Origin of the sequence: Halomonas sp. OfavH-34-E, assembly GCF_024124525.1 — a bacterium.
GTDB lineage: Bacteria > Pseudomonadota > Gammaproteobacteria > Pseudomonadales > Halomonadaceae > Halomonas > Halomonas litopenaei.
In genome coordinates this window covers 23,112-42,945 of record NZ_JAMXRY010000003.1, presented here as the reverse complement: position 1 = coordinate 42,945, position 19,834 = coordinate 23,112, and the positions used below count along the sequence as shown (strand labels likewise).

The window sequence follows — 19,834 nt, the reverse complement described above, 5'->3', positions numbered from 1 at the left end:
TCAAGAGAGACAGCAAGAAATGTTAATTCCGTTTAGAGATATTTTCTGGAGCCGTCATCAAAGGCCAACGGATCGGGTTATCGCTATCGCAGCCAAACTCATCATGTTTAAATGACGAGGAACATTGAATCATTCCCGAACCACCACCATAATATTCCCCAACACTCACCCACCGCGAGGAAGTCCATGTCCATTCTCAACACCTACATGCAGAAAGAACAGCAGCTTAAGCAACTCCAGGAAGAGCTCGACAAGCTGAAGAACGATGATCGCCTCAAGGCCGAGCTGGAGTTCAAGGACAAGCTCGAGGCCCTGATGCGCGAGTTCGACAAGTCAGCCGCCGATGTCATCAAGCTGCTGAACCCACAGCCGGCTGCTGCCAAGGCCTCCGGCACCACGAGCACCGGCCGCGCCAAGCGCAAGCTAAAGACCTACAAGAACCCCAACACCGGCGAAGTCGTCGAAACCCGCGGCGGCAACCAAAAGACGCTGAAGTCGTGGAAAGACGAGTACGGTGCCGAGACGGTTGAGGGTTGGCTGGTGAGGACTGAGGATTAATCAGCCCCACCCTACTTGTTTCCCCAACAGGCAGGGCAGATGTCGGCCAGAATCGAAACTTGGAATTTTTCTTATGCACTATTTTTATGCATGCGCAAGGACCTACAGTGACCCGGTTGTAAGAAATCCCAATGCTTTACCTATTGGGCCAGAAAGCACTTTGTGAAGTCGCAAAGCTCTCGCGGTAAACGCATCCAGCTTCTCTACGAGAGAACCCAGCTTCCTTAGCATAGCTGGGTTCTTTTCCCCTGCTTCGGAAAGGGCATCTTTGTTAACGACAACTGCACCAAGTAGAGACTGTAACGCCTCCTTTACACCCCGACCTCCTTTTATTCGATAAATCGCCAAAGATCTTCGTATCTTTTCGAGCTCTTCTAGAAGCGCCATCCTCAAGGGGATCTCAATATCACCTTGTGATATGGTGGTGAAAAGCTCAGAGATTAGACTATCTACCTCCGCTAAATCCTCATCACTTAACGTCTCCTCCGAGTAATGCCGACCAAGCTCTTCAGCACAAAATTGCAAGCGCGCGAGAAGGTCATCGGAAAGAGCTTGCTGCTGCCCCTGCCAACTTGAGTTCAAGTTCAACGGAAACTAGCTTTATCAACTCTCTCGTAAGATTTTAGATAAAGTTCATGATTCAGGTCTGGCAACAACTCGATGAGACCCTTCACCTCCTTAGACAAACTGTAAACCTCCACTACACGGCGAGATATCTCAGCGTCATCATTCTCATCACAATCAAGAGCTTTCGCCCACACCTGCCGGACTTTTTGATTTTGTGGTTGAGATTTTGCTTCACCCAGAATACGATATAGTCGCCCGGCCGGATTAGTTTCATCGATCATAATTCATACCCCCGTTTCGATTGCATAATAACAGCTGAACGAACACGCTGCTTTTCCGCCGTGCCCGCTTTTGCCCGACAGAGGCCAGCATAAAAAACTCAATATACACTAACTATTGATTAGCATGCTGTCCAGTGAAAAAACCTACTCATCTCTTAAATCAAACAGCGACTGTCCCAGAGCCTCTAACGATATTTTATTTTTCTCTTCCTCCATCTTCCTGATATTGGCAAGCTTCCACATTACAGCGGGCAGCTGGTCTACATCCGCGATGGGAAATAGCGACCAGTCAGGCTTTCCCTGTTTAAACGAAAGTAGAAAGCGAACATCATCATCGGTGATCAATTGACCCAGCTGTTCCAGCAGCTTATGGCGCACATCCTCCAGCTGCGATAGCGGAATGTCGGTTATGGCCATGCCGACAAACTCCTTGCGGTAAATGGCCTCGAGCAACTTCATCCTCGGGTTGATGACTTCGTTCATGGGCCTTGGGTGCCCGAGCAGGTAGACCAGAAAGCCCTCGAAGACGCTGCGATCCAGGCCGCCTTGATCCAGCAACAGTTTCACATCGAAAAGATCCCGGGGATGCTGACGATCCAGCGCAGCACAGAGCTTGCCGCCATAGAGGTCCGGCAGCGACACAACCTGCACCGAGGCGAAGCCATACTCATCCTCCACCGCCTCGACCACGTCGAGCTGCTGAGGCGGATGCACAGTGCCGCGCAGTACCGGTGATACCTCCACCTTCACTTGGGTGCGGCCGCGACACACCAGGATCCTCAGCTCATCGCGGCGGTTATCCTGGAGCTCGGCCTTAACCCCAGGCAATTGGGTGCCGATGGCCTGTGATAGCCGCTGCAGCGCCTGGCGACAGTGGTGCAGGGCCTCGTCACGTGGCTCCAGCGGCAGGTAGGCGAGGTCGATATCGACAGACAGCCGCGGGAAGGGCTGGACGAAGAGGTTGATGGCCGTGCCGCCCTTGAGGGCAAAGCAGGGCTCGTCGTTCAGAAAGGGCAACAGCGCGACCAGCAGGCGCACCTGTTCGTGATAGCGGGCATCAATGCTCATCCGTGAACGCCTCCGGGACCGTGACCTGATATTCCTTGTCCAACCGCCCTCCCTTGCAGAGCTGCCGCTTGCCCTTCCCCAGGTCGAGGGCATGGGTCTCCAGTCGATGGTACCAGGCGTGGCCGGCATGGCGGGCCAACACCAGGAAAGCGCGCTTGGTCTTCACCGAGTGGCATCCTGCCAGCAATGCCTGTAGCCGGCGCGGGCGCAGCGTATTGAGCCCGGTGAAGGTATCCACCAGCTCGCTGCTGAACAGAAGCTCGTTGGGCGTAATGGCGATCCACTCAAGGATGGCGCGCTCCGGCGTCGAGACCCGAAGGGAAAAACCCACCCTAGGCGGGTTGTAGTCCGTGAAGCTGCCAGGCAGATCCATCGGCAGCCCTTTATCTTGGTGCAGATCGATAGCCCCGGCCCACTCGGCTTTCTCCAGCCATAGTGGCAGCTGGGAGCGGCGCTCCGCCCCATGCAGGTGGATGGTGTCGTGCCCCATCGGCAGGTAGTGGGCAAAGCCCTGCAGGGCCAGGGCGGTCTGGCCACCCGGCCAGAACGGCGGTACCGCGGGGTCGCTGAGCGCCTGCAGCGCGAAGAGTCCGCTCTCCCAGGTCAGCGGGTCGCCCGCCCGGCAGTAGGCACCTCGCCCGAGACGCTTCAACCAGCGGGCCTCTGCGAGCTTGGCAGCATGGTTGGCGCTGATGCCGTGGGACTCCAGCCACGCCGTGGTGACCACGGCGCCGTGGGGGATCTGCTGCCACAGCTGGTTTACTTTCGTCGCCATAGATTGCCCAATCTGCCAACTATGACACTCATCTTAAACCAAATCGGTTTAATTTTAACGTCTGAAATGGAAGATTAGGCCAATTTTAGCAACTTTTCTAAACCGATATCTACGTCTCGTGCCCGATCCCCCGAGCCTCGTCTAGCCGCTGGGCGATTTCCAACGTGGCCTCGAGCTCCGAACAGCCCTGCTCGCGCATTACCCGCATGCGCTCTGCCTTCTCCTCGCCCTCCGTGCCGGCCAGGGCCAGATAGAGGCTGGGAGGCACCACCCGGAACAGCGCTTCCAGCCGGCCTGACAGCACTACCCCTTCGGTGTACTTCTTCGAGACCTTGGTGGCGGAGGCCATCAGCTTGCGCTGGGTGGCAGTGAGCTCCTTGAAGCGGCTGACCTGCTCGATCTCGTCCGGCGGCATGTAGAGGCACAGCCAGAACTCGATCATGTTGAGCAGCTTGCGGGCTGCGTCCGGGAAGTCCTCGAGGTTCTGGGTGGCCATCCAGATCCAGTGGGAGAGCTTGCGTCCCATCTTGCCCACCTTGACCAGGTAGGGACTGAGCAGCGGGTTGACGGTGAGCAGGTGGCACTCGTCAATGACCTGGACGATGGGCCGCCCGCTGTACTGGTCGCGCTCGGCCAAGTTGGTGATCATGTTGGTCACGCTGATCACCGCCAGGGCGAGCTGGGCCTCGTAGCCCTCCCGGGCGAAGTGGGCCAGGTCGATGATGGTCACGTCGCACTCGGGCCATGCGGTGCCGGGGCGGTTGAACACCTCACCGTCGAAGCCGTCGCAGAACAGCCCCATCGCCTCGCCCATGTCGTAGGCGCGGCGCTGCCGTTCCTCGGGGATCTCCGTGTCGTGTGAGATCCCATAGAGCGCTTCGCGCACGTCCTGGGTCATGCAGTCGCGGCCTTCATCCCTGCAGCGCTCCGCCGCCCGGTAGATGGCGTCGCGCACCATGCGCCGGTCGGCGCGGCGAAACTCCCGCTCCTCCTTGGGGTCGCCGCCGGTGATCATCAGCCGGGCGGTGATCTCCATCTCACCCAGCAGATCACGCTCCTCGTCGGGCTGCTCCTCTTCCTCCTCCAGGGGGGCCTCCTCGAAGGGGTTGGCGTCCTCGACGTCTCGGGCCAGGCGTCGCTCCTCCACCTCGTTCTCCAGCAGCCGCGTGGCCGCTGCGAACGGCGGCAGCCTGGCCCCGCAGCCCGGCGACAGCTTGACCTGGTTGACGCTCATCCCCTTGCGCTCGAAATACTGGCCCAGCAGTCCGAAGCTGTTGCCCACCTCGATGATGAAGAGCCGAGGGCGATGCATGGCCATGACCTGGCTCAGCACACCATTCAGGGTGGCCGACTTGCCGGCACCGGTGGGGCCGAACACCAGCATGTGGGCGTTGGCCGAGCGGTCCTCGAGGCTCAGCGGATCGAAGCTGAAGGACTCGCCACCGCGGTTGAAGAAGGTCATCCCGGGGCGCCCGGTCCCGCGGCCGCGCCCGAACACCGGCGCCAGGTTGGCCAGGTGGTGGACGTAGTTGAACTGGGTGTACCAGCGGTTCTTGCGGTCCTGCTCCGGATCGAAGTTCATCGGCAACCAGCGCAGATAGGTGTTCAGGCCCGCCACCTCGTCTTCGGGGTCCACCGGCGAGAGGTTGACCTGTAGCAGCTGAGTGGCCAGCGCCATACTGCGCTGCTGGAGATCCTGCTCGTCCTTGCCCATCAGGGTGAAGGCCAGGGTGCTCTGGTAGAGCTTGTGGTTCTGTCCCAGATAGCGGCGGGCGGTCTCGCAGTCTTCGCGAACCTGCCGAGCCAGCACGCTGTCGCCTACTGCCTTGCTGTGCAAGCTGTTGATGTGGTCCTCCAGGGGCTCCTGGGGCGTGGCCACGATGGTCAGCACCGCCTCGGTACCCTCGGGCAGCTTGTCCATCAGGGCGTTGCTGGCCTGGCCGTCCGAACGTCGCACCTCACCGGTGAGGTGGCCCACCACCGGCGCCCGGCGCATCTCCTCCACCACCACACAGCACTGGGGCAGACCATCGAACCACCAATACCCGGTCTCGACATCCCCCCGGGGCGAGTTGAAGAGCATTCCCTCGGCCAGGTCATAGTTCCAGGCCACTTCCTCTGCATTCTCGGGGTAGTCGCACAGGGCGTAGAAGCGCGCCGGGTCATCGGGGGCCAGCCGTGGGCGGGGGTTGAAGCGAGGTAGCAGCCAGCGGTGAAAGGCGCGTCCGTCATAACGTTCCAGGCGCAGGCCCGCACCGCTCAGGGCCGCGGCCAGCCGTTCATAGACCTGGTTCGCGGCCTGCTCGGGGGAGAGCCCTCGCTGGCGTTCCCCGGCCTTGCGTTTCTTGCCGAGCCAACGGTAGAGCACCAGGCGCGTGCGGCGGGTCTGGCCCCGCCAGCGGGTCTGGGTCACGCCGTCATCCTGGAATAGCCCGCCGGGCTTGGAGATGGCCTTGAGGTGGGCGGCCATGCTCGCAAGCCAGTCCTGGGTGAACTCGGTTTCCCGGGCTCGCGGCCGCACGTAGTCGCGCATGCGCTCCAGGTCGGGGCGAGGGTCGACCTCATCCTTGACGAAGAGCTGCACCACCCAGGGGTGCTGCTCATACTCGGGCAGGCTGTCCTGAAAGGCGGCCTCGACCTGGTCGCGAATCGCTTCCAGGGACTCCGGTGCGCGCCCCTCGGTGGCGATGGGAAAGACCTCGGCTACCACCCCCACCGAGACCCCATCCTCGAGCAGGAAGCAGCCCGACTCGGGCAGGTACTCCACCCAGGGCAGGTAGTTGCTGAACGACGGTGCCCGACGGAAGTGGGAGCGAAGCTCGGCAACGGAGGGCGCCTTGCCCCGGGGCAGAGCCAACGGCCGCCCCTGGATATCATGGCTCAGGGCAGCGAGGGCATCGGGCTCGATCGACGGGGCCTCATGGTCTCGTGCCTGGGGCGGCGCCGATAGCAGTTCATCCAGCCCCCTCGCCTGGTTGCTGTCATCGGCCTTGGCGCTGCCGAATAGGCGATTCATCAGCGCATCGAACTGGGACATCAGAGGGTCCTCCCGTCGACCCAGTCCGCGGTGGCTCGTGCACTCTCACCGGGCATGGCGTACTGGATGCGTTGGTAGAGGGGAAACACCGTCGAGTAGCCGGGTACCGGCACTTGCTCCGTGCCTGCCAGGTGGGGAAAGACGTACATCACCAGGTCCGGGTTGGGCAGACGGCGGAACTGGCTGTAGATCTCGTTGCCCACATCGCGGCTGTAGCGCAGCTGCTCCGTGACCATATCGTCACTCTTCAGCGGACGGCGCAGCTCGCTGCGCACATCCAGCAGGCGGCGCTCACCGGTGCTGTGGCCGGCCTGGTGCTGCCAGATCTCCATCATGGTGGTGTCGCCCACCGGCATCAGCTCCTCCTGGGAGGTCGCACACCCGGTCATCGTCAGGCTGGTGAACAAGGCCGCCATCGACATGGTGGCGCTACGGCAGATCGAGATTGGCCGCACTCGAGCGGTCATATCGCACCCTCCTTCCTTGGGTTTCATAGTCGATGGGCAGCTCACGCTCGATATGAATGGCGACCGGCTGCCCCGGCGGGACGTAAACGGCGTCGAAGGTCTGGCCGAAACGCTCCTGAACCCACTGGCGCACGTCCGACACACCGCCGGCCAGGGCCTGGCTGGCGGCATAGCGGCCCGAGTCGCCGGTCAGGCCACTCACCACTCCGCCACTGTCCACACTGGTGGTGACCTCGTTCATTGCCATGGCATCGGCCCCGGCCTCGGCAGCGCCCAGGATGAAGCTGGTCAGCAGGAACTGCTGGGCATTGGTCTTGCGATCCCCAGGAATGCAAGGCAGTCCCCGAGGGTCGGAGAGCCAGCCGAGGGTGGTGCGGTTTGAGCCCTCATCCGAGTTGACGTCTTCAGGGGCCGGCAGGGTACGCACGGTGCCGTCCTCGAAGACGAAGGTCATCGAGTTGACCTGGCCGCGCACGCAGGAGAGGGTCCAGTCACCGGTGGCCGTGCCGCTGACAATGGCGCTCTCCACCTCCGGCAAGGTGACACCGTTGGCGGTGAGATTCTCGCGGCCGATCACCACCTTGAACGGATAGGGGTCGTTGACCGTGCCATCGATCGGCACCCGGCCCAGCAGCGCCGTCATGGCCACCGAGCCCATCAAGGTGGAGTTCTCCGGCAGGGTGTAGACGGGCTCCACGGTGGATTCATCGGGACGCCCCGTCACCCGGCTCTCCACCGCGCTGGTGGCACGCTGTGCCGACTCGCTCAGCTCGCCAGCAGCTTCGCCGAAGCGGGTTGGAAAGGTCATCTCGCCCCGCCCACGTTCGTCCTCTTGAGCATCCAGGGGCTCGACCCAGGTCAGCGCATGCTCCGAGCCAGGGCCCGAGTAGGATGTCCCATCAGGGCCACTACCTCCCTCAAGACCCAGGCCGATGGGCAGGTCATCATCACGCTGCCCATCCACCTGGCGGCGCAGTTGGTCCAACTGACGCTGCAAGGTGCCCAGCATGGAACTGTCCGGCTTGGACCGGGCGATCTCCTGACGCAGCCGTTCGCGTTCACGGCGCAGTGCCTCGTCGATGGCACCGTCCACGTCCTTGTGGCGGCTCATCAGCTGCTCGTTCTGATCACGCAGCGCCTGAGTTTCCGCTTGAGCCTGCTCCAGGTCACGGCGCATGGCCTGGACGTGCCCCACCAGGGTGGCCACGGTATCCCTCGGAGTATCGCCCTCGATGCCGAGCGCCTTCAGCTCGTCGTCATTCAAGGTCAGCGTCGGGTCTGCCTCGGCCATCTCGGCATCCGTGCCGGCATTGTCGCCGCTAAGGCCGCGTACCAGGATCAGCAGCACGATCACCAGCAGCGCCGGGACCAGCACCTTCAGTAGGGTATTGCTGCGCAGCGTCATGAGGTGCCCTCCTCGGTCTCCTCCGGCGCCTCCAGCGGGATCAGCGCCCTGTCCAGACCGCCACGCCGAGTGACCAGGAAGACCGTAGTGGTGTCCTCCGTGGAGCCCCGCGGTGCCAGATAGGGGTGCATGAAGGTTGCCGAGTAGAAGTCTCCCTGTAGCCAGCGCGGATCCAGCTCGAAGGCTCGGCGCCGATCGTTGTTCTCCAGCTTGACCGCGGTGACCGTCCAACCATCGAGCCGCCAGGCGCCCAGGGGCGTAGCAGTCACCGGCAGTGACGGCAGCAGGGTGCTCAGCGACTCGGGCAGCCGCATGGGCACGCGAGTCGCTCCGCGCAGGGGCTCGATGGTCCGCTGCGGTGCGTAGAGGGACTGGGCCGCATGCCGGGTCAGCAGCACCGGCACCGGCGTGGAGGAGGCCTGTTGGGCGTCACCTCCAGGCGATTGCGCCGACGATGGCGGGGTCGACACCGTCTTCGCCCCGCCGCTGCCCGAGGAAGCGCTGGTCGGGGATGCCTTTCGGCTATCCACCACCAGGATCTCCTCGCTACTCACTCCCTCCCCGGCCGACAGGTCCAGCAGCAGCACATCCCCGCTCTCCACGTCCTGCACCCGCACACGCTGCGTCTCGAAGGCGTCAAAGGCCTTCAGGTAGAGCACGCCACCGGCGCTCTGGACGCGCAGCACGTCGGGGTTGGCCAGCGCTGGCGGCAGCCCCACGCGCACGTTGCGGTCCAGGGTGACGATGCGCTCTTCATTAACCGGCAGCGGTATCTCCAGGGGGCGTCGCTCCCAGTGCATGACCTCCACTGCCATGGCCTGACTGATGAGTAACACACTCGCCAAGCCCGCCAGTATCACCCGCTTCATGAGGAGCCTCCTTGCGTCACGGTTTCTGGGACCGATAGGCGCTGGGGAATGCCATCGAAGCAGTCCACCTGAAGTCCCCAGGGGTTGCGCTGTGGATCCACGTCGGCCCTCACCACCCGCAGTGGGTAGCGAATGAACAGATCGCGAACCGGCGTGCCGGCGTACTGCTCGTCGATGGCCATATCCAGGGTGACTACCCAGGCGTCGCGACTGAGGATCTCCACGGCTTCGGGACGGTAGCCCCTGCCGGGAATCTCATAGATGCCGCGCACCCTGCCGGAAAGCTCCTGACGACGGTCGCGATCCTCGTAATCCTTGGCCAGATAGCGTTGACAGGAGGGGGTGAGAAAGGCGGAGTAGGCCCGCAGGTTGCGGCGGTAATCGGCCTGGCCATCGGCGGGCCAACGATTGATCTGCTGCCAGACATAGAACCCGAAGGCGTAGACGCTCGACGGGTCGACCTCCCACCAGGCGCGAGTACTGCCCGAGCGCAGATCAGGCGGGTTGTGGATGGTCAGATTCTCCGGGGCGGACTTCCAGCCCCACCATAGGCCGGCGCAGAGCAGGGCCAGCACCGCGATGACCAGGCGCAGAGTGGTGATATGGGCATCTCGGGCGCTCAGGGCGTGACGAAAGCGACTCATGGCCGACCTCCTGGCTGATGCCGCATCCGGCGCCGCGAGTAGGGACCGGAGTGGGTGATCAGGGTCTCGCCGCCCCATAGCCGTATGCCCTGCCGGGCCAGACGGAACTGCAGGCTGCGATAGAGCCAGGCGGCGGGACGGCCACGTCGCAGCCGCCGCATCACGGCACCACCGACGTAGAGCGCCATCCCGGCGCTGGCGAAGGCCACGGTCGGCACCATGGCGATGGCCCCCAGCAGCCAGGCGCCGATCACACCCGGCAGCAGGCCGACGACCAGACCGCCCAGGACCATCATCCCAACCTCGTGCCCGGTCATGCCCCGAAACACCACCGGCGCGGCGTTCAGGCGGGTCGGCAGAAAGTCGAGACGGCTTGCCATCAGAGGATCTCCGCGGCCTTGGTCGCCAGCCAGATGATGGCCACGATCAGCACCACCCCCACGACGACCACCACGCCGAACTTCGACCACTCGCCGCGAACCCGTGCCTCGTTGAAGGTGGCGATGGATGCAATGGCGACGATGATGAACGCCACCGTGGCCAGGATGAGACCGCCAAGGGCGCCGAAGTCGTAGAGGTAGTTCTGCAGCGTCTCGATCAGGCCACTCCCTTCACCACGTGAGGGTGCCTCCATGGTGGGCAGACCCTGCGCCATGACCTGCGGCACGAGCCCCGCCGTCGCCGAGGCGGCGAGTCCCCGGATACGGGCACGAGAGAAGAGTGAACGCACGGTAGTCATAACAAGCTCCTTCTTGAGTGACGAATTGCTGAATGACGCAGAGTGCGAGGCCGGTGACCTCAGAGGAAAATCCAGAACATCACCACGACCAGGAAGACGGCGCGCAACGCGGCAAAGCCGAAGTCATCGCCGCTGACGCGCCCCTTGGCGTAGCCTCGATATGCGGATATGGCGCTCCAGCACGCCCACAGCAGCACCACGGTGCAGCCCACCCCGGCGACCAGGACACCCAGGGGTGGCGCCTCGAAGCCGGCACCGGCGGCGAAGGCCTCCATCAGCGCAGCTCCTGCAGGTAGTCCCCGGCGAGGGGCACCGGCTGGCGGGGTGGCAAACGAGGAGGCGCGAGCACGTCATCGATGCCCTTGTCCACGGCCTGGATATCGCGGCGCAGGCGCGGCACATCCACGAAGACACGGGTGGTCTCAGGGTCGAACTCCCCCACGCGGCTCTCGAGCCGATCCACGATGCGCTGTATCTGAGCCAGCTGATCCTGGATCAGGGCCAGGTCCTGGCGGGCGATCTCATCGCGAACGCCGTCGCGCTCGGCGGCATGGGCAGCACCGACCTGAGTCGTCAGCAGCGTCAGGAGCAGGGGCGACAGGGCCCGGGGGAAGCGGCAAAACGACATGGCGAGACAGTCCCTCCATTGGCTGGGATTGCCGTCATCCTGTCGCCCACCAAGCTGCAGCGCAGCAGGAAACCATAAGCGCCGCACACCACGTTTATCTGTGCCGGCTCAACCGGATAGGGACACAAGTGCCGGAGCCGTACAGGCTCCGGCCAGCGGCGACACCTCCGCTTCGAGGCTTCAGAGATACTTCTTGAAGCTACCCGTGGCGATGCTGACCAGCAGACCAAAGAGGGCCGCGCAGGGCAGCAGGAAGGCGTTGGGGTGAATGGCGAAGGGCACGCTCAGGTAGAGCAACCAGCCCACCACGAAGACCGGAGTGATGGCCCGCTTGGCATGGTGGTAGATGAAGGCGGACTCGCGTCCGGCGCCGAAGCGGCGCAGGTCACGACGCACCAGACCGTCGACGAAGCCGACCAGGGCCGCCAGGGCGAAGAGCGGCGACGTCAGCAGCAGGATGACCACCCGGGTCAGGGTCATCAGCGTGACGTAGAGCGCCGCCTGTACGTAGACATGCAGGGTGCCGAGCCAGCCACCCTGATGGGCGCTGGTCGCGAGCCAAGCCGACACCCCGCTCTTCACGAACAGCCATTCGTGGGCGCTGGTGACGGCTCGGGTCGCCAGGGCGACCGGATCCGAGACCAGCAACGAGCGTGTGAAGGTGGTATCCAGCCGGGAGACCTCGGCTTCCAGGGTCTCCAGGGCATGCTGGGCCCCGGGCTGGCTCCACCACTGCCAGTGGATCCCCGCCCACTCGACCAACACCGACATCAGCAGGGACACCACCAGCACCGCCATGATCTGAAACGGCAGGCCAAACAGCGTAGTGAGCCAACCTCGCCGAGTCTCCTGGGCGCGTTCCGCCGTGGCCATCTCAGTGCACCCTTACCGGGGTCAGCGAGCAAAGCAGCGACCAGCGGCGATCGTGGTAATGCAGGATCAGCCGCCCCTCATGGGGGTGTTCGCCCTGCTCCCACACTGGCGAGAGCCCCTTGCGATAGGCGCGCTGGGTCAACTCGACGCGATCGATACCGATGACCACGTAGTCGAGCAATCCGAACAGGGCCTGAGGCAGCTCACTCAGGGAACCACTCTCCAGGGCGACGCTGGAAACGATGGCAGTTGCCGCCGCGTCACCCGTCACGGGCGCTGTCTCGAGGTTCATCACGATTCTCCATTGCTTGATCCGGCGACCCTGCTGCCTCCAGCGGTGATGCCGCCATGGCACCTGGCTGCCGCGCCGAGACGTCATTACCCATGACGGCGAACTCGGCCCCCAGATCGCTCAGCTCCAGGTTCACCGGCGGCGGCATGACCGCCGTCCACCACTGCTCGCCGGTGGTGTAATCGCGCTTCATACGTTCGGCGAGCTCGGCGATGCTGCCGGGAATGTCCTCATCCTTATCGGGTAGCGGTAGCGGCATGCGGACCTTCCAGAGCTGGCCCCCTTCGAGCAGGGCGAAGGCCTGCCCCTTCGGCAGCGAGACCACGTCGGCCGGCTCGATCATCGGCACCTGCACGGTACTGATGCGGTCGCCACCACTGCTGGTGAAGTCGATGTCGTTGGCGATATCGCTGGAGTCGGAGGCCATGCTGACCAGCATGCGGGTGGCCACGTTGACCTGGCGCAGCTGCCGAGTCAGCAGCTCGGCGGTCCTCTCCTCGCGAACTCGCAGCATCACCAAGTTGTTGAAGTTGCCCACCACCTGACCAGCCTTAGCCGCATTGCCGATGCGCGCCTCGATGTCGGAGAGGGTCTGGGTGTAGGCGGTGACCTGGATGCCGGCGCCGCCCCCCTTGTTGATGAGCGGGATGAACTCGTCACCCATCAGCTCGTTGAACTCGTCGCAGTGCAGGTTGATCGGCACCTTGCCCATGCGCTTGCCGTTTACCGCCGGCAGACCGTCATCGATGCCGTGCTTGTAGATATGGCCGGCCACCGAGACCAGGTCAGCGAACATGGAGTTGCCCACTGCCTGGGCCACCTCGAAATCAGACATGGCATCCAGGCCCACGTAGACGATGCCGCGTTTGCGGATGATCTGCTGCCAGTCGATGATCGGCCGGGGGTCTTCGATGTCGTCGTAGTCCGGCGAGAGCAGCTCGGCGATGCGCCCGGTGGTCAGCTTCTCCAGCAGCGGCAGCAGGCTCGCCACGATCTTGTCAAAGTAGGTCTTGTCGTAGCGCACGGCGCTGCGTAGCCCCTCGAGCACGGCGTCCACCACCTTGACCTGCTGCAGGTACTGCTCGATGGCCACCACCCGCTTGTCGCGGCCCTGAAACTGGCGAGGGATGTTCTTGTCGTTGAGCTTGCCCTCGATGGTGGTAATGCGCTCCCAGGCGTGCTGGTCGTGGCGGGTCAGGGTCTGCTGGGCGTACTCGATCATCAGGCCGTCGATGTTCACCACGTCCGAGAGGATCTGCTCGTAAGTGGGGCGCTGCCCCAGGGCATGACGGGCCCGGGCCACGATGTTGACGAAGCGCCAGGCGAACTCGCGGAAGGCGGCACTGTTGCCCTCTCCTGAGAGCTGGCCGGCGAGCCGGGTCGCCACCTCGGAGATGCGCCCGAAGCGCCCCACGGCGTTATAGCGCGCCGAGATATCCGGCCAGCCCAGGTGGAAGACGTAGAACTCGTCGCCGCGACCTGCGCGCTGTGCCTCGGCATACATGCGGATCATCAGGTCGGCGTCGCCCTTGGGGTCGAAGGCGATCACCACGTCGCCGCGATGGATGTCCTGGGTGATCAGGATCTCGGCGAGCCGGGTCTTGCCGACCCGGGTGGTGCCCTCCACCAGGGTGTGACCCACCCGCTCCCCCAAGGGCAGGTAGACATCGCGCTCCCTCCACTCCACGGCATGCAGTGCCGCCATGCCGCCTACCGGCGGCAGCGGGCGCAGCGGGTTCCAGGGCACGTCCGCGGCGAGCAGCTTCACCAGCGGCCGGCCGACAGCATGGCGCTCCAGCAGGTTCTCCAGCCCTCGGGCCACGCGGTAGGCAGGCCCCGGGCGCAGATAGCGCTGCACATGAGGCTGCTGGCTCTCATGCAACCGCTGGGTGTGGCGCGCCTCCCACTTGAAGCCCTTGCCCATCCACAGCAGCCGCTGACTGACCGGAATCTGCCGGCTGCGCAACGCAAAGCGCGGCAGGCGCTTCATGTTGCGGCGGTAGCGCAGCACCACCCAGGCCTGTCGGGCACGCCACACCCCGAAGGCAGCAAAACCCGCCGCCATGCCGTAGCCCACGCTGGGTGACAAGGCCAGTGACCAGGGCGCCATAATGCAGAGCACCGCACAGGCTACACAGACCAAGGCAGTGTTGAGCTCTACCGCAGGGCGCAGCAGCGCTTCCAGAGGGTGTGACTGGCTCATCGCTCGCTCCTACTGCTCCAGCCCCTGAGCCGTCACCAGCACCGGGTAGTGGGCAAGGCCCAGCCGACCGGCCAGGTCGTCCCCCGGTGTGGGGCGCAGCTCGAGCCCCGGCACCGCCTCGCGCAGGCGCTCAAGCCCCTCGGGTGTGGCCACCTCGACGACCAGCCCCACGGCGTTAAGCTCGCGCAGGATCTCTCCGCGGGCCTCCAGCCAGCGCAGCGATAGCGGGTCGTCCCCGACCAGGAAGAAGGGCGTCATGCGGCCCGGGAGCTCGAGCGGGCGAAAGTGCACCTCGCCGGGCGACAGCCGCTCACTGGTCACCGGCAGCATATCCGCCTCGCTGAATGCCACCGGTGCGCGCGAATCAGGCGCATAGCCCTGCTCCTCCGCCACGCCGGCCATCCCGATGGCGACGAAGTAGGGGCGTGCCGGCTCTCCACCATGATCGGCGAGCACTTCCAGAGCAGGCCGATCGGTGAGTGGCATTCGGGGCAGCGTCTCGGCCTGGACACTCCCGGCAAGCCCCCCGACGAGCCCAACCAGGGCGGCTAACGCCCTGCGGCAGTGATCACACGTCACCATCAGCGTCCCCTCCAAACGCATCCTCATAGCACTCCTCTAGGTACTCCTCCCGGGAGCCATGGGCATCACCATGGCAGTAGTCCATCGGGGGCTCGATCTCGCGGGGCTCTCTCCATGCCGGTGCCCCGCAGTAAGGGCAGCGATAGGGGGCAGAGTGAATCATCGGTGGAACCTCCCTTAGTTGGCCGCCAGCTGCCGCTGGCGAGACGCCTTCAACCGCTCGAGCTCGGCGGCCACGAGGCGGCGATAGCGGGCCGCCGGCTCACCCCCGGCGGGACGGTGATAGCGTCCGGCCGCCTGCACCCAGTCGCCGGCGGCATCAAAGTGGCCACGCAGCAGGCGTGCCGCCTCCTCCAGGTTGGCGTAGGGATTCAAGGCATCGCAGGGTTGCGCGAAGCGTTTACCAGCACCGAACAGCTGCGGCTGCCAGCGAACATTGAGCTGGGCGATGCCCACGTCCACGAGGCGGGTCTCCTCAAGAGCCAGCAGCAAGGCGTCGCAGGCCGCCTGGCGGGTCGCGAAGTGGAAGCCCTCCCCTGCCACGTTCAGGGTCCAGGGCCAAGGCCGGTGCCCCACCTTCAGGCTGACCGCCGACTCGGCCGTGGCTACCGCATAGAGCACTTCTGGTGGGACCTGGTGCAGGCTTGCGGCGTCGAAGTAGGCCGGCGGTACCGCGGTGGCATTCGCCAGCGATGACAACGCCGCCAGGCTGCAGCCGACGGCACAGCCCATCACCAGGCGCCGATACGCTTTCAGCCCCATATCGTCGCCCTCATCTCGGGTAGACCTGAGGCAGCGACCCCACGGCGATGCCACGCTCGGGGTCCGACTGGCCGTGATTCAGGGTAATGTCTCGTGCGCGCACGCGGTCGGCCGGCACCCCCACACGTCGCGCCCAGTCACGTATCACCGAATCGTCTCCGTCACTGTCGAGCACGAAGATGTCCATCTGGGTGCCCTGGGCCAACAGCTCGCGGACGGTGCTGTCACAACGCTCGCAGCCGTTCACTGCCACGTGCACCGTCAAGCGCGCCTGCAGCGCGCCCTCGTCGGTGAAATTGAAGGCATTGCGTGGCCTAAGCGTGAACTCATCCACCGGCATCTCGTTGGGGTAGAGGCGCTGCCAGGCCGCGTCATAGGCCCGCTGGAACGCCAGCTCACGCTCGGTGCGGGCGCGCTCCACCTCCACCAGCAATTCAGCATAGCGGCGACGCTCCTCGGCGGTGCGCGCCTCGACGCCAAGGGCGGTGATCGGGTCGAGGTTGGGCGACCAGATCCCTCGTGGCCCCTCCATCAGGGACTCATAGCGCTCCCAGTCGCGCTCGGTCAGTTGCCAGGCCTCGGCCTGCTCGGTGCGCGTGCGGGTGCGCTCGCTCTCGAGCCGCTGCAGGGCCTCATGCATTACGTCAGAGGCGTCAGAGCGGCTCTCCGGGGTGGGCTGGGCATTGGCCAGGGTTCCCAGCAGCGTCATGGCAAGGGCCATTGTCACAACCGGCAGGACAGCAGGTTTCGAGGTGATCATCGCGAGATCTCCGGTGGCATCAGGGAATCTGGACGTCGACCGAACGGCCGTTGCGACTGAAGACGGCATGGGTGCCACGAATCGCCGTCAGTTCCCAGCCATCCTGGCGATCCCCGACACCCAGCAGATGGACGTCACGCAGGCTCGACAGGCCGTTGGGAGAAACACCCACGTAGGGACGACCACCACGAGACTCGGCGCCGGTGACCTGAAACCGGGGAGACGGCGGGGCCACCGGCCGCCGCGTCTGGCGGGCAGGAGCCGGACGTGGCGCCGTCTGCCGGCTCTGCTCGAGGCGCTCCTCCAGCGCCAGGATCTGCTCGTTCTGAGCGGTGACGCGCAGGTTGAGCCCGCTATCCAGGCGGTTAAGGTCCTCCGCCAGCCCGGCCATGCGTGGCTCAAGCTGCTCCAGCTGCGCTTGCGTGGCCGTGATGCCGGAAGCACTTTCCTGCACGCGCTGCTCGGCCCGTTCGAGACGCTGATCCAGCTTCGTCAGGCGCTGCTCCAGCGCCGCCTGCTGTGATTCCACTCGGGCAAGCGTCTCCTCCAGGGGCATCACGGCCTGCTGCACCTGGGACTGCACCAGGGACTCCATCGGCACCTCCTCGGGCACCGGCCTCAACAGCAGCGCCCCTGACACCACGGCGCCGGCCAGGCTGACCGCCAGCAGGCCGTAGAGGGCCTTCCTGCCGCCCTTCCCTGCCCCGCGCTTGCGGCGATGCTGCGGCTCTGCCTGCTTCTGGTCGGGCGACAGCTCGGTGGGCTCACGCATCGCTCACCTCCGCCACCGCTGCAGCGCTCTCGTCACGGCTGTTGTCGTGGTCAGGCACATAGCGAATATCTCGCACCTGGTAGCAGACCTCTCTTGCCACCGGGTCGACCTCCAGCTCCCAGGCATCTCCGCCCAGCACCTGCAGGGCTTCGCGGAGCGGCATGGGCCCCAGCCGGTAGTGGGCTGCCGGCAGCGGCTTGCGGTATAGGGTGCGCTGGGCGGGACCGGGTGCGGGGCAGAGCGAATAGCCGGTATGGCGCAGGGTGTGATGCAGCGCGTCCTCCACTGTGGTGATCATGGATGCCGGAATGCGCACATCGATGGTCTGCTCCAGGAGGTAGCGCTGACCCAGCGAGGCCTGAGTGGCCACCAACTGGTAACGCCCAGTGCGAATCACCTCGACGGAGGGCAACTCGTCGCTGTAGATGTCCGGGGTCACGGCCTCGGTCGTCGGCGGATTGGGGCCGGTGACCACGGCCCGATGCCGCTCGCCGTCTACGTCGAAGTACGGCAGCGAGAGCACCAGAGGGTCGGCATTCGAGGGCTCGGGAGTCTGTTGAGACTGATGAGCACAACCCGCCAGCAGCGTGGTGGCGATCAGCGCAGCGGTCGAGAGGGTGGGAAGGTTGAGCATGAGTTGCCTCAAGGGAGTCCATTCAATGGTGTTGAGGCAGGAGGTTCTCGGGTTTGCGGGGGCGGGTCGATTGGAAAGCGTAATCAGGCGGGGAAAGGAAAAACGCCCCGGGGTGGGGCGTTCTTCGCGGGTTGGGCATCGTCAGTGCCTTGGCATGACGCTGAGCGCCTCGAGCTCTCGGCGCACATAGGGTCGATAGTAGTGGTCCAAAGCCAGCTGCAGCCGCAGGCCTGCTGCCTGCTCGCGAAGCCAGCGCGCTGCGCTGACGTTGTCTGCCAAGGTAATCTCCTCCCTGGCCCGCTGCTCCAGTGCCTGCTCGCGCTCGCGTAGCGCAGACGCTTCCTGAACGGTGGGCGGCATGAGCCACGCGAAGGCACCCGCCGTAAAGCGTGCTGCTGCCACAAGGCGCCCATACCGGTCTCGCACCTCGGCATGAGACAGCATGACCTCCGGGCCGATATGCGCCAGAAGGTCGGGCTCTGCATGAACGATCTCGGTGACCGTCGCAAAGCTGCCAGCGTCGATAACCGTCGTCACCTCGAACCAGGGATCCGAGGGCTCGGTGTCGTCATACTCCCAGCGCGTGCCGTGTACCGTGAGACGAAACTGCTCGCGCAGCACCGCCTCCCGAATCAGCGCACCTTCGACCGCATAGGGGTTGGGGACAAAGTGTTCCATCATGGTTCTCCCGTTCATGGCAACGCCGGGGAGAACCTTCCCAGCTGGGAGGCGTTTCCCCGGCTGGGTGGTTGAATGGAAACGCTGTGGATCAGTGCATGGCCGGCGAATCGAAGGAGCCGGCCGCTTCTCCCGCGTGGGCAGCGGCGTAGCCATTGCCGGCTTCAGACGGCTCCGCTGAGGCAGCGGATCTGTCGTTGCCGGCACCCTGCTCGTCGCGGCGGTGCGCCTGGTAAACCATCTCGCCGTTTACCTTGATCCAGCTGATGAACAGCAGGCGCGCCTTGAGACTGACGCCGGTCTGGCCGGCCTTGTCCCCCTTGGAGTAGACGAAGGTGTCTGTCCAGAGGTCGCCCAGCTTGAAGCCCACCAGCACCTTGCGGCCCTGGTACACCGCCTGACGGCAGCGTTTGACGAGCGCTTCGGCATCGCGGCCGCTGATCCGGCAGTCGAAGCGGGTGTAGCCCACATCGTCTGCGGGGCCATTCAGGGCCGCGATATCGCAGGCCCAGAACGCGTCTCCGCGCTTCGGCTTCACCTCACGGATTCGATTGAGGTAGCCAAGGCCGGTGATATGCAGGTCGAAGAAGCCAGTATTGGCACTCGGGTGAGTGGTGACCGTCATAGCGTGTCTCCTCGGTGGGTTGCAGTTTGCACCCGGGAGACACTCGCCCCCTGCGGGAAGTCGAGTGGTTTCCCGGGTGGGCAAAGGGTGGATTCAGACGCTGGCTCAGCCCATCAGCACGCAGTGGTGCCGAGCGCCCGCCAGGTGGGTGTGGCAGCAGTCGCAGGATGATGTCGAGAATGCTTCGTCGTGCTCGCTATCGCCGACGACGAGGGTGTTCCCGTCACGCTGCACTGCGTAGATGGACTCACGCACCTCCCTTTCGCGGGCGGCAGCGCTCTCCTCATCCAGGAAGTGATCCAGCCCGGTAGCATCGTCATTGGCGATGATCATCAGGCAGTCCTCACAGACCATGACATGGTCGTCGACAATCGTGGCCATGGGGCATTCCTCCAGGTTCCAGGGGGTCCGCCCCCTGGGGAGGCATCTCCCCGAATGGGTGGTAACAGTGGCATCCAGCCCTGATGGGCGGCCTCGTCTCGGGATGCGCGAGGCCTTGGGAGGCGGCATACCGCCAAGCGGCGCACCCTTGAAACGCCTGGGTGCCTGGGGTGTCTCGGTTGGAGCCGGTCGAGACCACCGGGCCGCCAGCGGCGGCACTTGCCCACTGGGAGG

The 19,834-nt window shown here is 64.5% G+C and carries 25 protein-coding genes; 1 reads left to right on the top strand and 24 read right to left on the bottom strand.

What is annotated here, in order from left to right; translation table 11 throughout:
• Positions 1 to 186: 186 nt before the first annotated feature.
• Positions 187 to 558: a histone-like nucleoid-structuring protein, MvaT/MvaU family gene (locus NH448_RS02105; protein WP_045995027.1), complete on the top strand. Its 372-nt coding sequence runs from the start codon at positions 187 to 189 to the stop codon at positions 556 to 558.
• Positions 559 to 660: 102 nt separating this feature from the next.
• Here the strand turns inward: NH448_RS02105 and NH448_RS02100 are convergent, their stop codons facing one another.
• The 24 genes from NH448_RS02100 to NH448_RS01985 form a co-directional block, all read right to left on the bottom strand.
• Positions 661 to 1,146 (bottom strand): hypothetical protein, encoded by a 486-nt coding sequence (locus NH448_RS02100; protein WP_253028370.1) that lies wholly within the window; start codon positions 1,144 to 1,146, stop codon positions 661 to 663.
• Complete coding sequence (locus NH448_RS02095) at positions 1,143 to 1,406, bottom strand: hypothetical protein (RefSeq protein ID WP_253028369.1); 264 nt, start codon at positions 1,404 to 1,406, stop codon at positions 1,143 to 1,145. The genes NH448_RS02100 and NH448_RS02095 overlap by 4 nt, the downstream gene beginning before the upstream one ends.
• Before the next feature lie 144 nt (positions 1,407 to 1,550).
• The gene (locus NH448_RS02090; RefSeq protein ID WP_045994699.1) at positions 1,551 to 2,474 is read right to left on the bottom strand and encodes a nucleotidyl transferase AbiEii/AbiGii toxin family protein; all 924 of its coding nucleotides are present in this window, start codon (positions 2,472 to 2,474) and stop codon (positions 1,551 to 1,553) included.
• Complete coding sequence (locus tag NH448_RS02085; protein ID WP_045994698.1) at positions 2,464 to 3,249, bottom strand: type IV toxin-antitoxin system AbiEi family antitoxin domain-containing protein; 786 nt, start codon at positions 3,247 to 3,249, stop codon at positions 2,464 to 2,466. The genes NH448_RS02090 and NH448_RS02085 overlap by 11 nt, the downstream gene beginning before the upstream one ends.
• A 109-nt stretch (positions 3,250 to 3,358) precedes the next feature.
• Positions 3,359 to 6,286, bottom strand: coding sequence for a conjugative transfer ATPase (locus NH448_RS02080; RefSeq protein ID WP_052704516.1), 2,928 nt, complete (start codon positions 6,284 to 6,286; stop codon positions 3,359 to 3,361).
• Complete coding sequence (locus NH448_RS02075) at positions 6,286 to 6,708, bottom strand: TIGR03751 family conjugal transfer lipoprotein (protein ID WP_045994707.1); 423 nt, start codon at positions 6,706 to 6,708, stop codon at positions 6,286 to 6,288. The genes NH448_RS02080 and NH448_RS02075 overlap by 1 nt, the downstream gene beginning before the upstream one ends.
• Positions 6,709 to 6,715: 7 nt before the next feature.
• Positions 6,716 to 8,152, bottom strand: a complete 1,437-nt coding sequence (locus tag NH448_RS02070; RefSeq protein ID WP_204249004.1) for a TIGR03752 family integrating conjugative element protein — start codon at positions 8,150 to 8,152, stop codon at positions 6,716 to 6,718.
• A gap of 2 nt (positions 8,153 to 8,154) precedes the next feature.
• Positions 8,155 to 9,027: a TIGR03749 family integrating conjugative element protein gene (locus tag NH448_RS02065; protein ID WP_045994696.1), complete on the bottom strand. Its 873-nt coding sequence runs from the start codon at positions 9,025 to 9,027 to the stop codon at positions 8,155 to 8,157.
• Entirely contained in the window at positions 9,024 to 9,671 is a 648-nt protein-coding gene (locus NH448_RS02060) for a PFL_4703 family integrating conjugative element protein (RefSeq protein WP_253028367.1), read from the bottom strand. Before NH448_RS02060 ends, NH448_RS02065 begins: the two co-directional genes overlap by 4 nt.
• On the bottom strand, positions 9,668 to 10,051 hold the full coding sequence (locus tag NH448_RS02055) for a TIGR03750 family conjugal transfer protein (protein WP_253028366.1): 384 nt from the start codon (positions 10,049 to 10,051) through the stop codon (positions 9,668 to 9,670). The genes NH448_RS02060 and NH448_RS02055 overlap by 4 nt, the downstream gene beginning before the upstream one ends.
• Entirely contained in the window at positions 10,051 to 10,410 is a 360-nt protein-coding gene (locus NH448_RS02050; RefSeq protein ID WP_071211154.1) for a TIGR03745 family integrating conjugative element membrane protein, read from the bottom strand. The genes NH448_RS02055 and NH448_RS02050 overlap by 1 nt, the downstream gene beginning before the upstream one ends.
• Positions 10,411 to 10,469: 59 nt before the next feature.
• Positions 10,470 to 10,685, bottom strand: a complete 216-nt coding sequence (locus tag NH448_RS02045; RefSeq protein ID WP_045994693.1) for a TIGR03758 family integrating conjugative element protein — start codon at positions 10,683 to 10,685, stop codon at positions 10,470 to 10,472.
• Positions 10,685 to 11,038 carry an RAQPRD family integrative conjugative element protein gene (locus NH448_RS02040; protein ID WP_052704515.1) on the bottom strand — a complete coding sequence of 118 codons (354 nt, stop codon included), beginning with the start codon at positions 11,036 to 11,038 and terminating at the stop codon, positions 10,685 to 10,687. Before NH448_RS02040 ends, NH448_RS02045 begins: the two co-directional genes overlap by 1 nt.
• 180 nt (positions 11,039 to 11,218) lie before the next feature.
• On the bottom strand, positions 11,219 to 11,911 hold the full coding sequence (locus NH448_RS02035; RefSeq protein ID WP_045994692.1) for a TIGR03747 family integrating conjugative element membrane protein: 693 nt from the start codon (positions 11,909 to 11,911) through the stop codon (positions 11,219 to 11,221).
• Position 11,912: 1 nt separating this feature from the next.
• On the bottom strand, positions 11,913 to 12,203 hold the full coding sequence (locus NH448_RS02030) for a hypothetical protein (protein WP_045994691.1): 291 nt from the start codon (positions 12,201 to 12,203) through the stop codon (positions 11,913 to 11,915).
• Positions 12,172 to 14,406 (bottom strand): type IV conjugative transfer system coupling protein TraD, encoded by a 2,235-nt coding sequence (traD, locus tag NH448_RS02025; RefSeq protein ID WP_045994690.1) that lies wholly within the window; start codon positions 14,404 to 14,406, stop codon positions 12,172 to 12,174. Before traD ends, NH448_RS02030 begins: the two co-directional genes overlap by 32 nt.
• A 9-nt stretch (positions 14,407 to 14,415) precedes the next feature.
• A complete protein-coding gene (locus tag NH448_RS02020; protein WP_045994689.1) occupies positions 14,416 to 14,892 on the bottom strand; it encodes an integrating conjugative element protein in 477 nt (158 codons plus the stop codon).
• A 273-nt stretch (positions 14,893 to 15,165) separates the two neighbouring features.
• On the bottom strand, positions 15,166 to 15,750 hold the full coding sequence (locus tag NH448_RS02015; RefSeq protein WP_052704514.1) for a transglycosylase SLT domain-containing protein: 585 nt from the start codon (positions 15,748 to 15,750) through the stop codon (positions 15,166 to 15,168).
• Positions 15,751 to 15,760: 10 nt separating this feature from the next.
• Complete coding sequence (locus tag NH448_RS02010) at positions 15,761 to 16,459, bottom strand: TIGR03759 family integrating conjugative element protein (RefSeq protein ID WP_162197847.1); 699 nt, start codon at positions 16,457 to 16,459, stop codon at positions 15,761 to 15,763.
• Between the two features lie 70 nt (positions 16,460 to 16,529).
• A complete protein-coding gene (locus tag NH448_RS02005; RefSeq protein WP_045994688.1) occupies positions 16,530 to 17,282 on the bottom strand; it encodes a hypothetical protein in 753 nt (250 codons plus the stop codon).
• On the bottom strand, positions 17,275 to 17,916 hold the full coding sequence (locus NH448_RS02000) for a PilL N-terminal domain-containing protein (RefSeq protein ID WP_045994687.1): 642 nt from the start codon (positions 17,914 to 17,916) through the stop codon (positions 17,275 to 17,277). The genes NH448_RS02005 and NH448_RS02000 overlap by 8 nt, the downstream gene beginning before the upstream one ends.
• 141 nt (positions 17,917 to 18,057) lie before the next feature.
• Positions 18,058 to 18,597 carry a hypothetical protein gene (locus NH448_RS01995; protein ID WP_162197846.1) on the bottom strand — a complete coding sequence of 180 codons (540 nt, stop codon included), beginning with the start codon at positions 18,595 to 18,597 and terminating at the stop codon, positions 18,058 to 18,060.
• 88 nt (positions 18,598 to 18,685) lie between these two features.
• Complete coding sequence (locus NH448_RS01990) at positions 18,686 to 19,219, bottom strand: STY4534 family ICE replication protein (protein ID WP_045994685.1); 534 nt, start codon at positions 19,217 to 19,219, stop codon at positions 18,686 to 18,688.
• 105 nt (positions 19,220 to 19,324) lie between these two features.
• Positions 19,325 to 19,600 carry a hypothetical protein gene (locus tag NH448_RS01985; RefSeq protein ID WP_045994684.1) on the bottom strand — a complete coding sequence of 92 codons (276 nt, stop codon included), beginning with the start codon at positions 19,598 to 19,600 and terminating at the stop codon, positions 19,325 to 19,327.
• Positions 19,601 to 19,834: the final 234 nt, after the last annotated feature.

Bases quoted from the DNA above. Each gene is read 5' to 3' on its own strand.
- NH448_RS02105 (WP_045995027.1), top strand. From the start codon at position 187: ATGTCCATTCTCAACACCTACATGCAGAAAGAACAGCAGCTTAAGCAA.
- NH448_RS02095 (WP_253028369.1), bottom strand. From the start codon at position 1,406: ATGATCGATGAAACTAATCCGGCCGGGCGACTATATCGTATTCTGGGT.
- NH448_RS02090 (WP_045994699.1), bottom strand. From the start codon at position 2,474: ATGAGCATTGATGCCCGCTATCACGAACAGGTGCGCCTGCTGGTCGCG.
- NH448_RS02085 (WP_045994698.1), bottom strand. From the start codon at position 3,249: ATGGCGACGAAAGTAAACCAGCTGTGGCAGCAGATCCCCCACGGCGCC.
- NH448_RS02080 (WP_052704516.1), bottom strand. From the start codon at position 6,286: ATGTCCCAGTTCGATGCGCTGATGAATCGCCTATTCGGCAGCGCCAAG.
- NH448_RS02075 (WP_045994707.1), bottom strand. From the start codon at position 6,708: ATGTCGATGGCGGCCTTGTTCACCAGCCTGACGATGACCGGGTGTGCG.
- NH448_RS02065 (WP_045994696.1), bottom strand. From the start codon at position 9,027: ATGAAGCGGGTGATACTGGCGGGCTTGGCGAGTGTGTTACTCATCAGT.
- NH448_RS02060 (WP_253028367.1), bottom strand. From the start codon at position 9,671: ATGAGTCGCTTTCGTCACGCCCTGAGCGCCCGAGATGCCCATATCACC.
- NH448_RS02055 (WP_253028366.1), bottom strand. From the start codon at position 10,051: ATGGCAAGCCGTCTCGACTTTCTGCCGACCCGCCTGAACGCCGCGCCG.
- NH448_RS02050 (WP_071211154.1), bottom strand. From the start codon at position 10,410: ATGACTACCGTGCGTTCACTCTTCTCTCGTGCCCGTATCCGGGGACTC.
- NH448_RS02045 (WP_045994693.1), bottom strand. From the start codon at position 10,685: ATGGAGGCCTTCGCCGCCGGTGCCGGCTTCGAGGCGCCACCCCTGGGT.
- NH448_RS02040 (WP_052704515.1), bottom strand. From the start codon at position 11,038: ATGTCGTTTTGCCGCTTCCCCCGGGCCCTGTCGCCCCTGCTCCTGACG.
- NH448_RS02035 (WP_045994692.1), bottom strand. From the start codon at position 11,911: ATGGCCACGGCGGAACGCGCCCAGGAGACTCGGCGAGGTTGGCTCACT.
- NH448_RS02030 (WP_045994691.1), bottom strand. From the start codon at position 12,203: ATGAACCTCGAGACAGCGCCCGTGACGGGTGACGCGGCGGCAACTGCC.
- traD (WP_045994690.1), bottom strand. From the start codon at position 14,406: ATGAGCCAGTCACACCCTCTGGAAGCGCTGCTGCGCCCTGCGGTAGAG.
- NH448_RS02020 (WP_045994689.1), bottom strand. From the start codon at position 14,892: ATGCCACTCACCGATCGGCCTGCTCTGGAAGTGCTCGCCGATCATGGT.
- NH448_RS02015 (WP_052704514.1), bottom strand. From the start codon at position 15,750: ATGGGGCTGAAAGCGTATCGGCGCCTGGTGATGGGCTGTGCCGTCGGC.
- NH448_RS02010 (WP_162197847.1), bottom strand. From the start codon at position 16,459: ATGACGCTGCTGGGAACCCTGGCCAATGCCCAGCCCACCCCGGAGAGC.
- NH448_RS02005 (WP_045994688.1), bottom strand. From the start codon at position 17,282: ATGCGTGAGCCCACCGAGCTGTCGCCCGACCAGAAGCAGGCAGAGCCG.
- NH448_RS02000 (WP_045994687.1), bottom strand. From the start codon at position 17,916: ATGCTCAACCTTCCCACCCTCTCGACCGCTGCGCTGATCGCCACCACG.
- NH448_RS01995 (WP_162197846.1), bottom strand. From the start codon at position 18,597: ATGATGGAACACTTTGTCCCCAACCCCTATGCGGTCGAAGGTGCGCTG.
- NH448_RS01990 (WP_045994685.1), bottom strand. From the start codon at position 19,219: ATGACGGTCACCACTCACCCGAGTGCCAATACTGGCTTCTTCGACCTG.
- NH448_RS01985 (WP_045994684.1), bottom strand. From the start codon at position 19,600: ATGGCCACGATTGTCGACGACCATGTCATGGTCTGTGAGGACTGCCTG.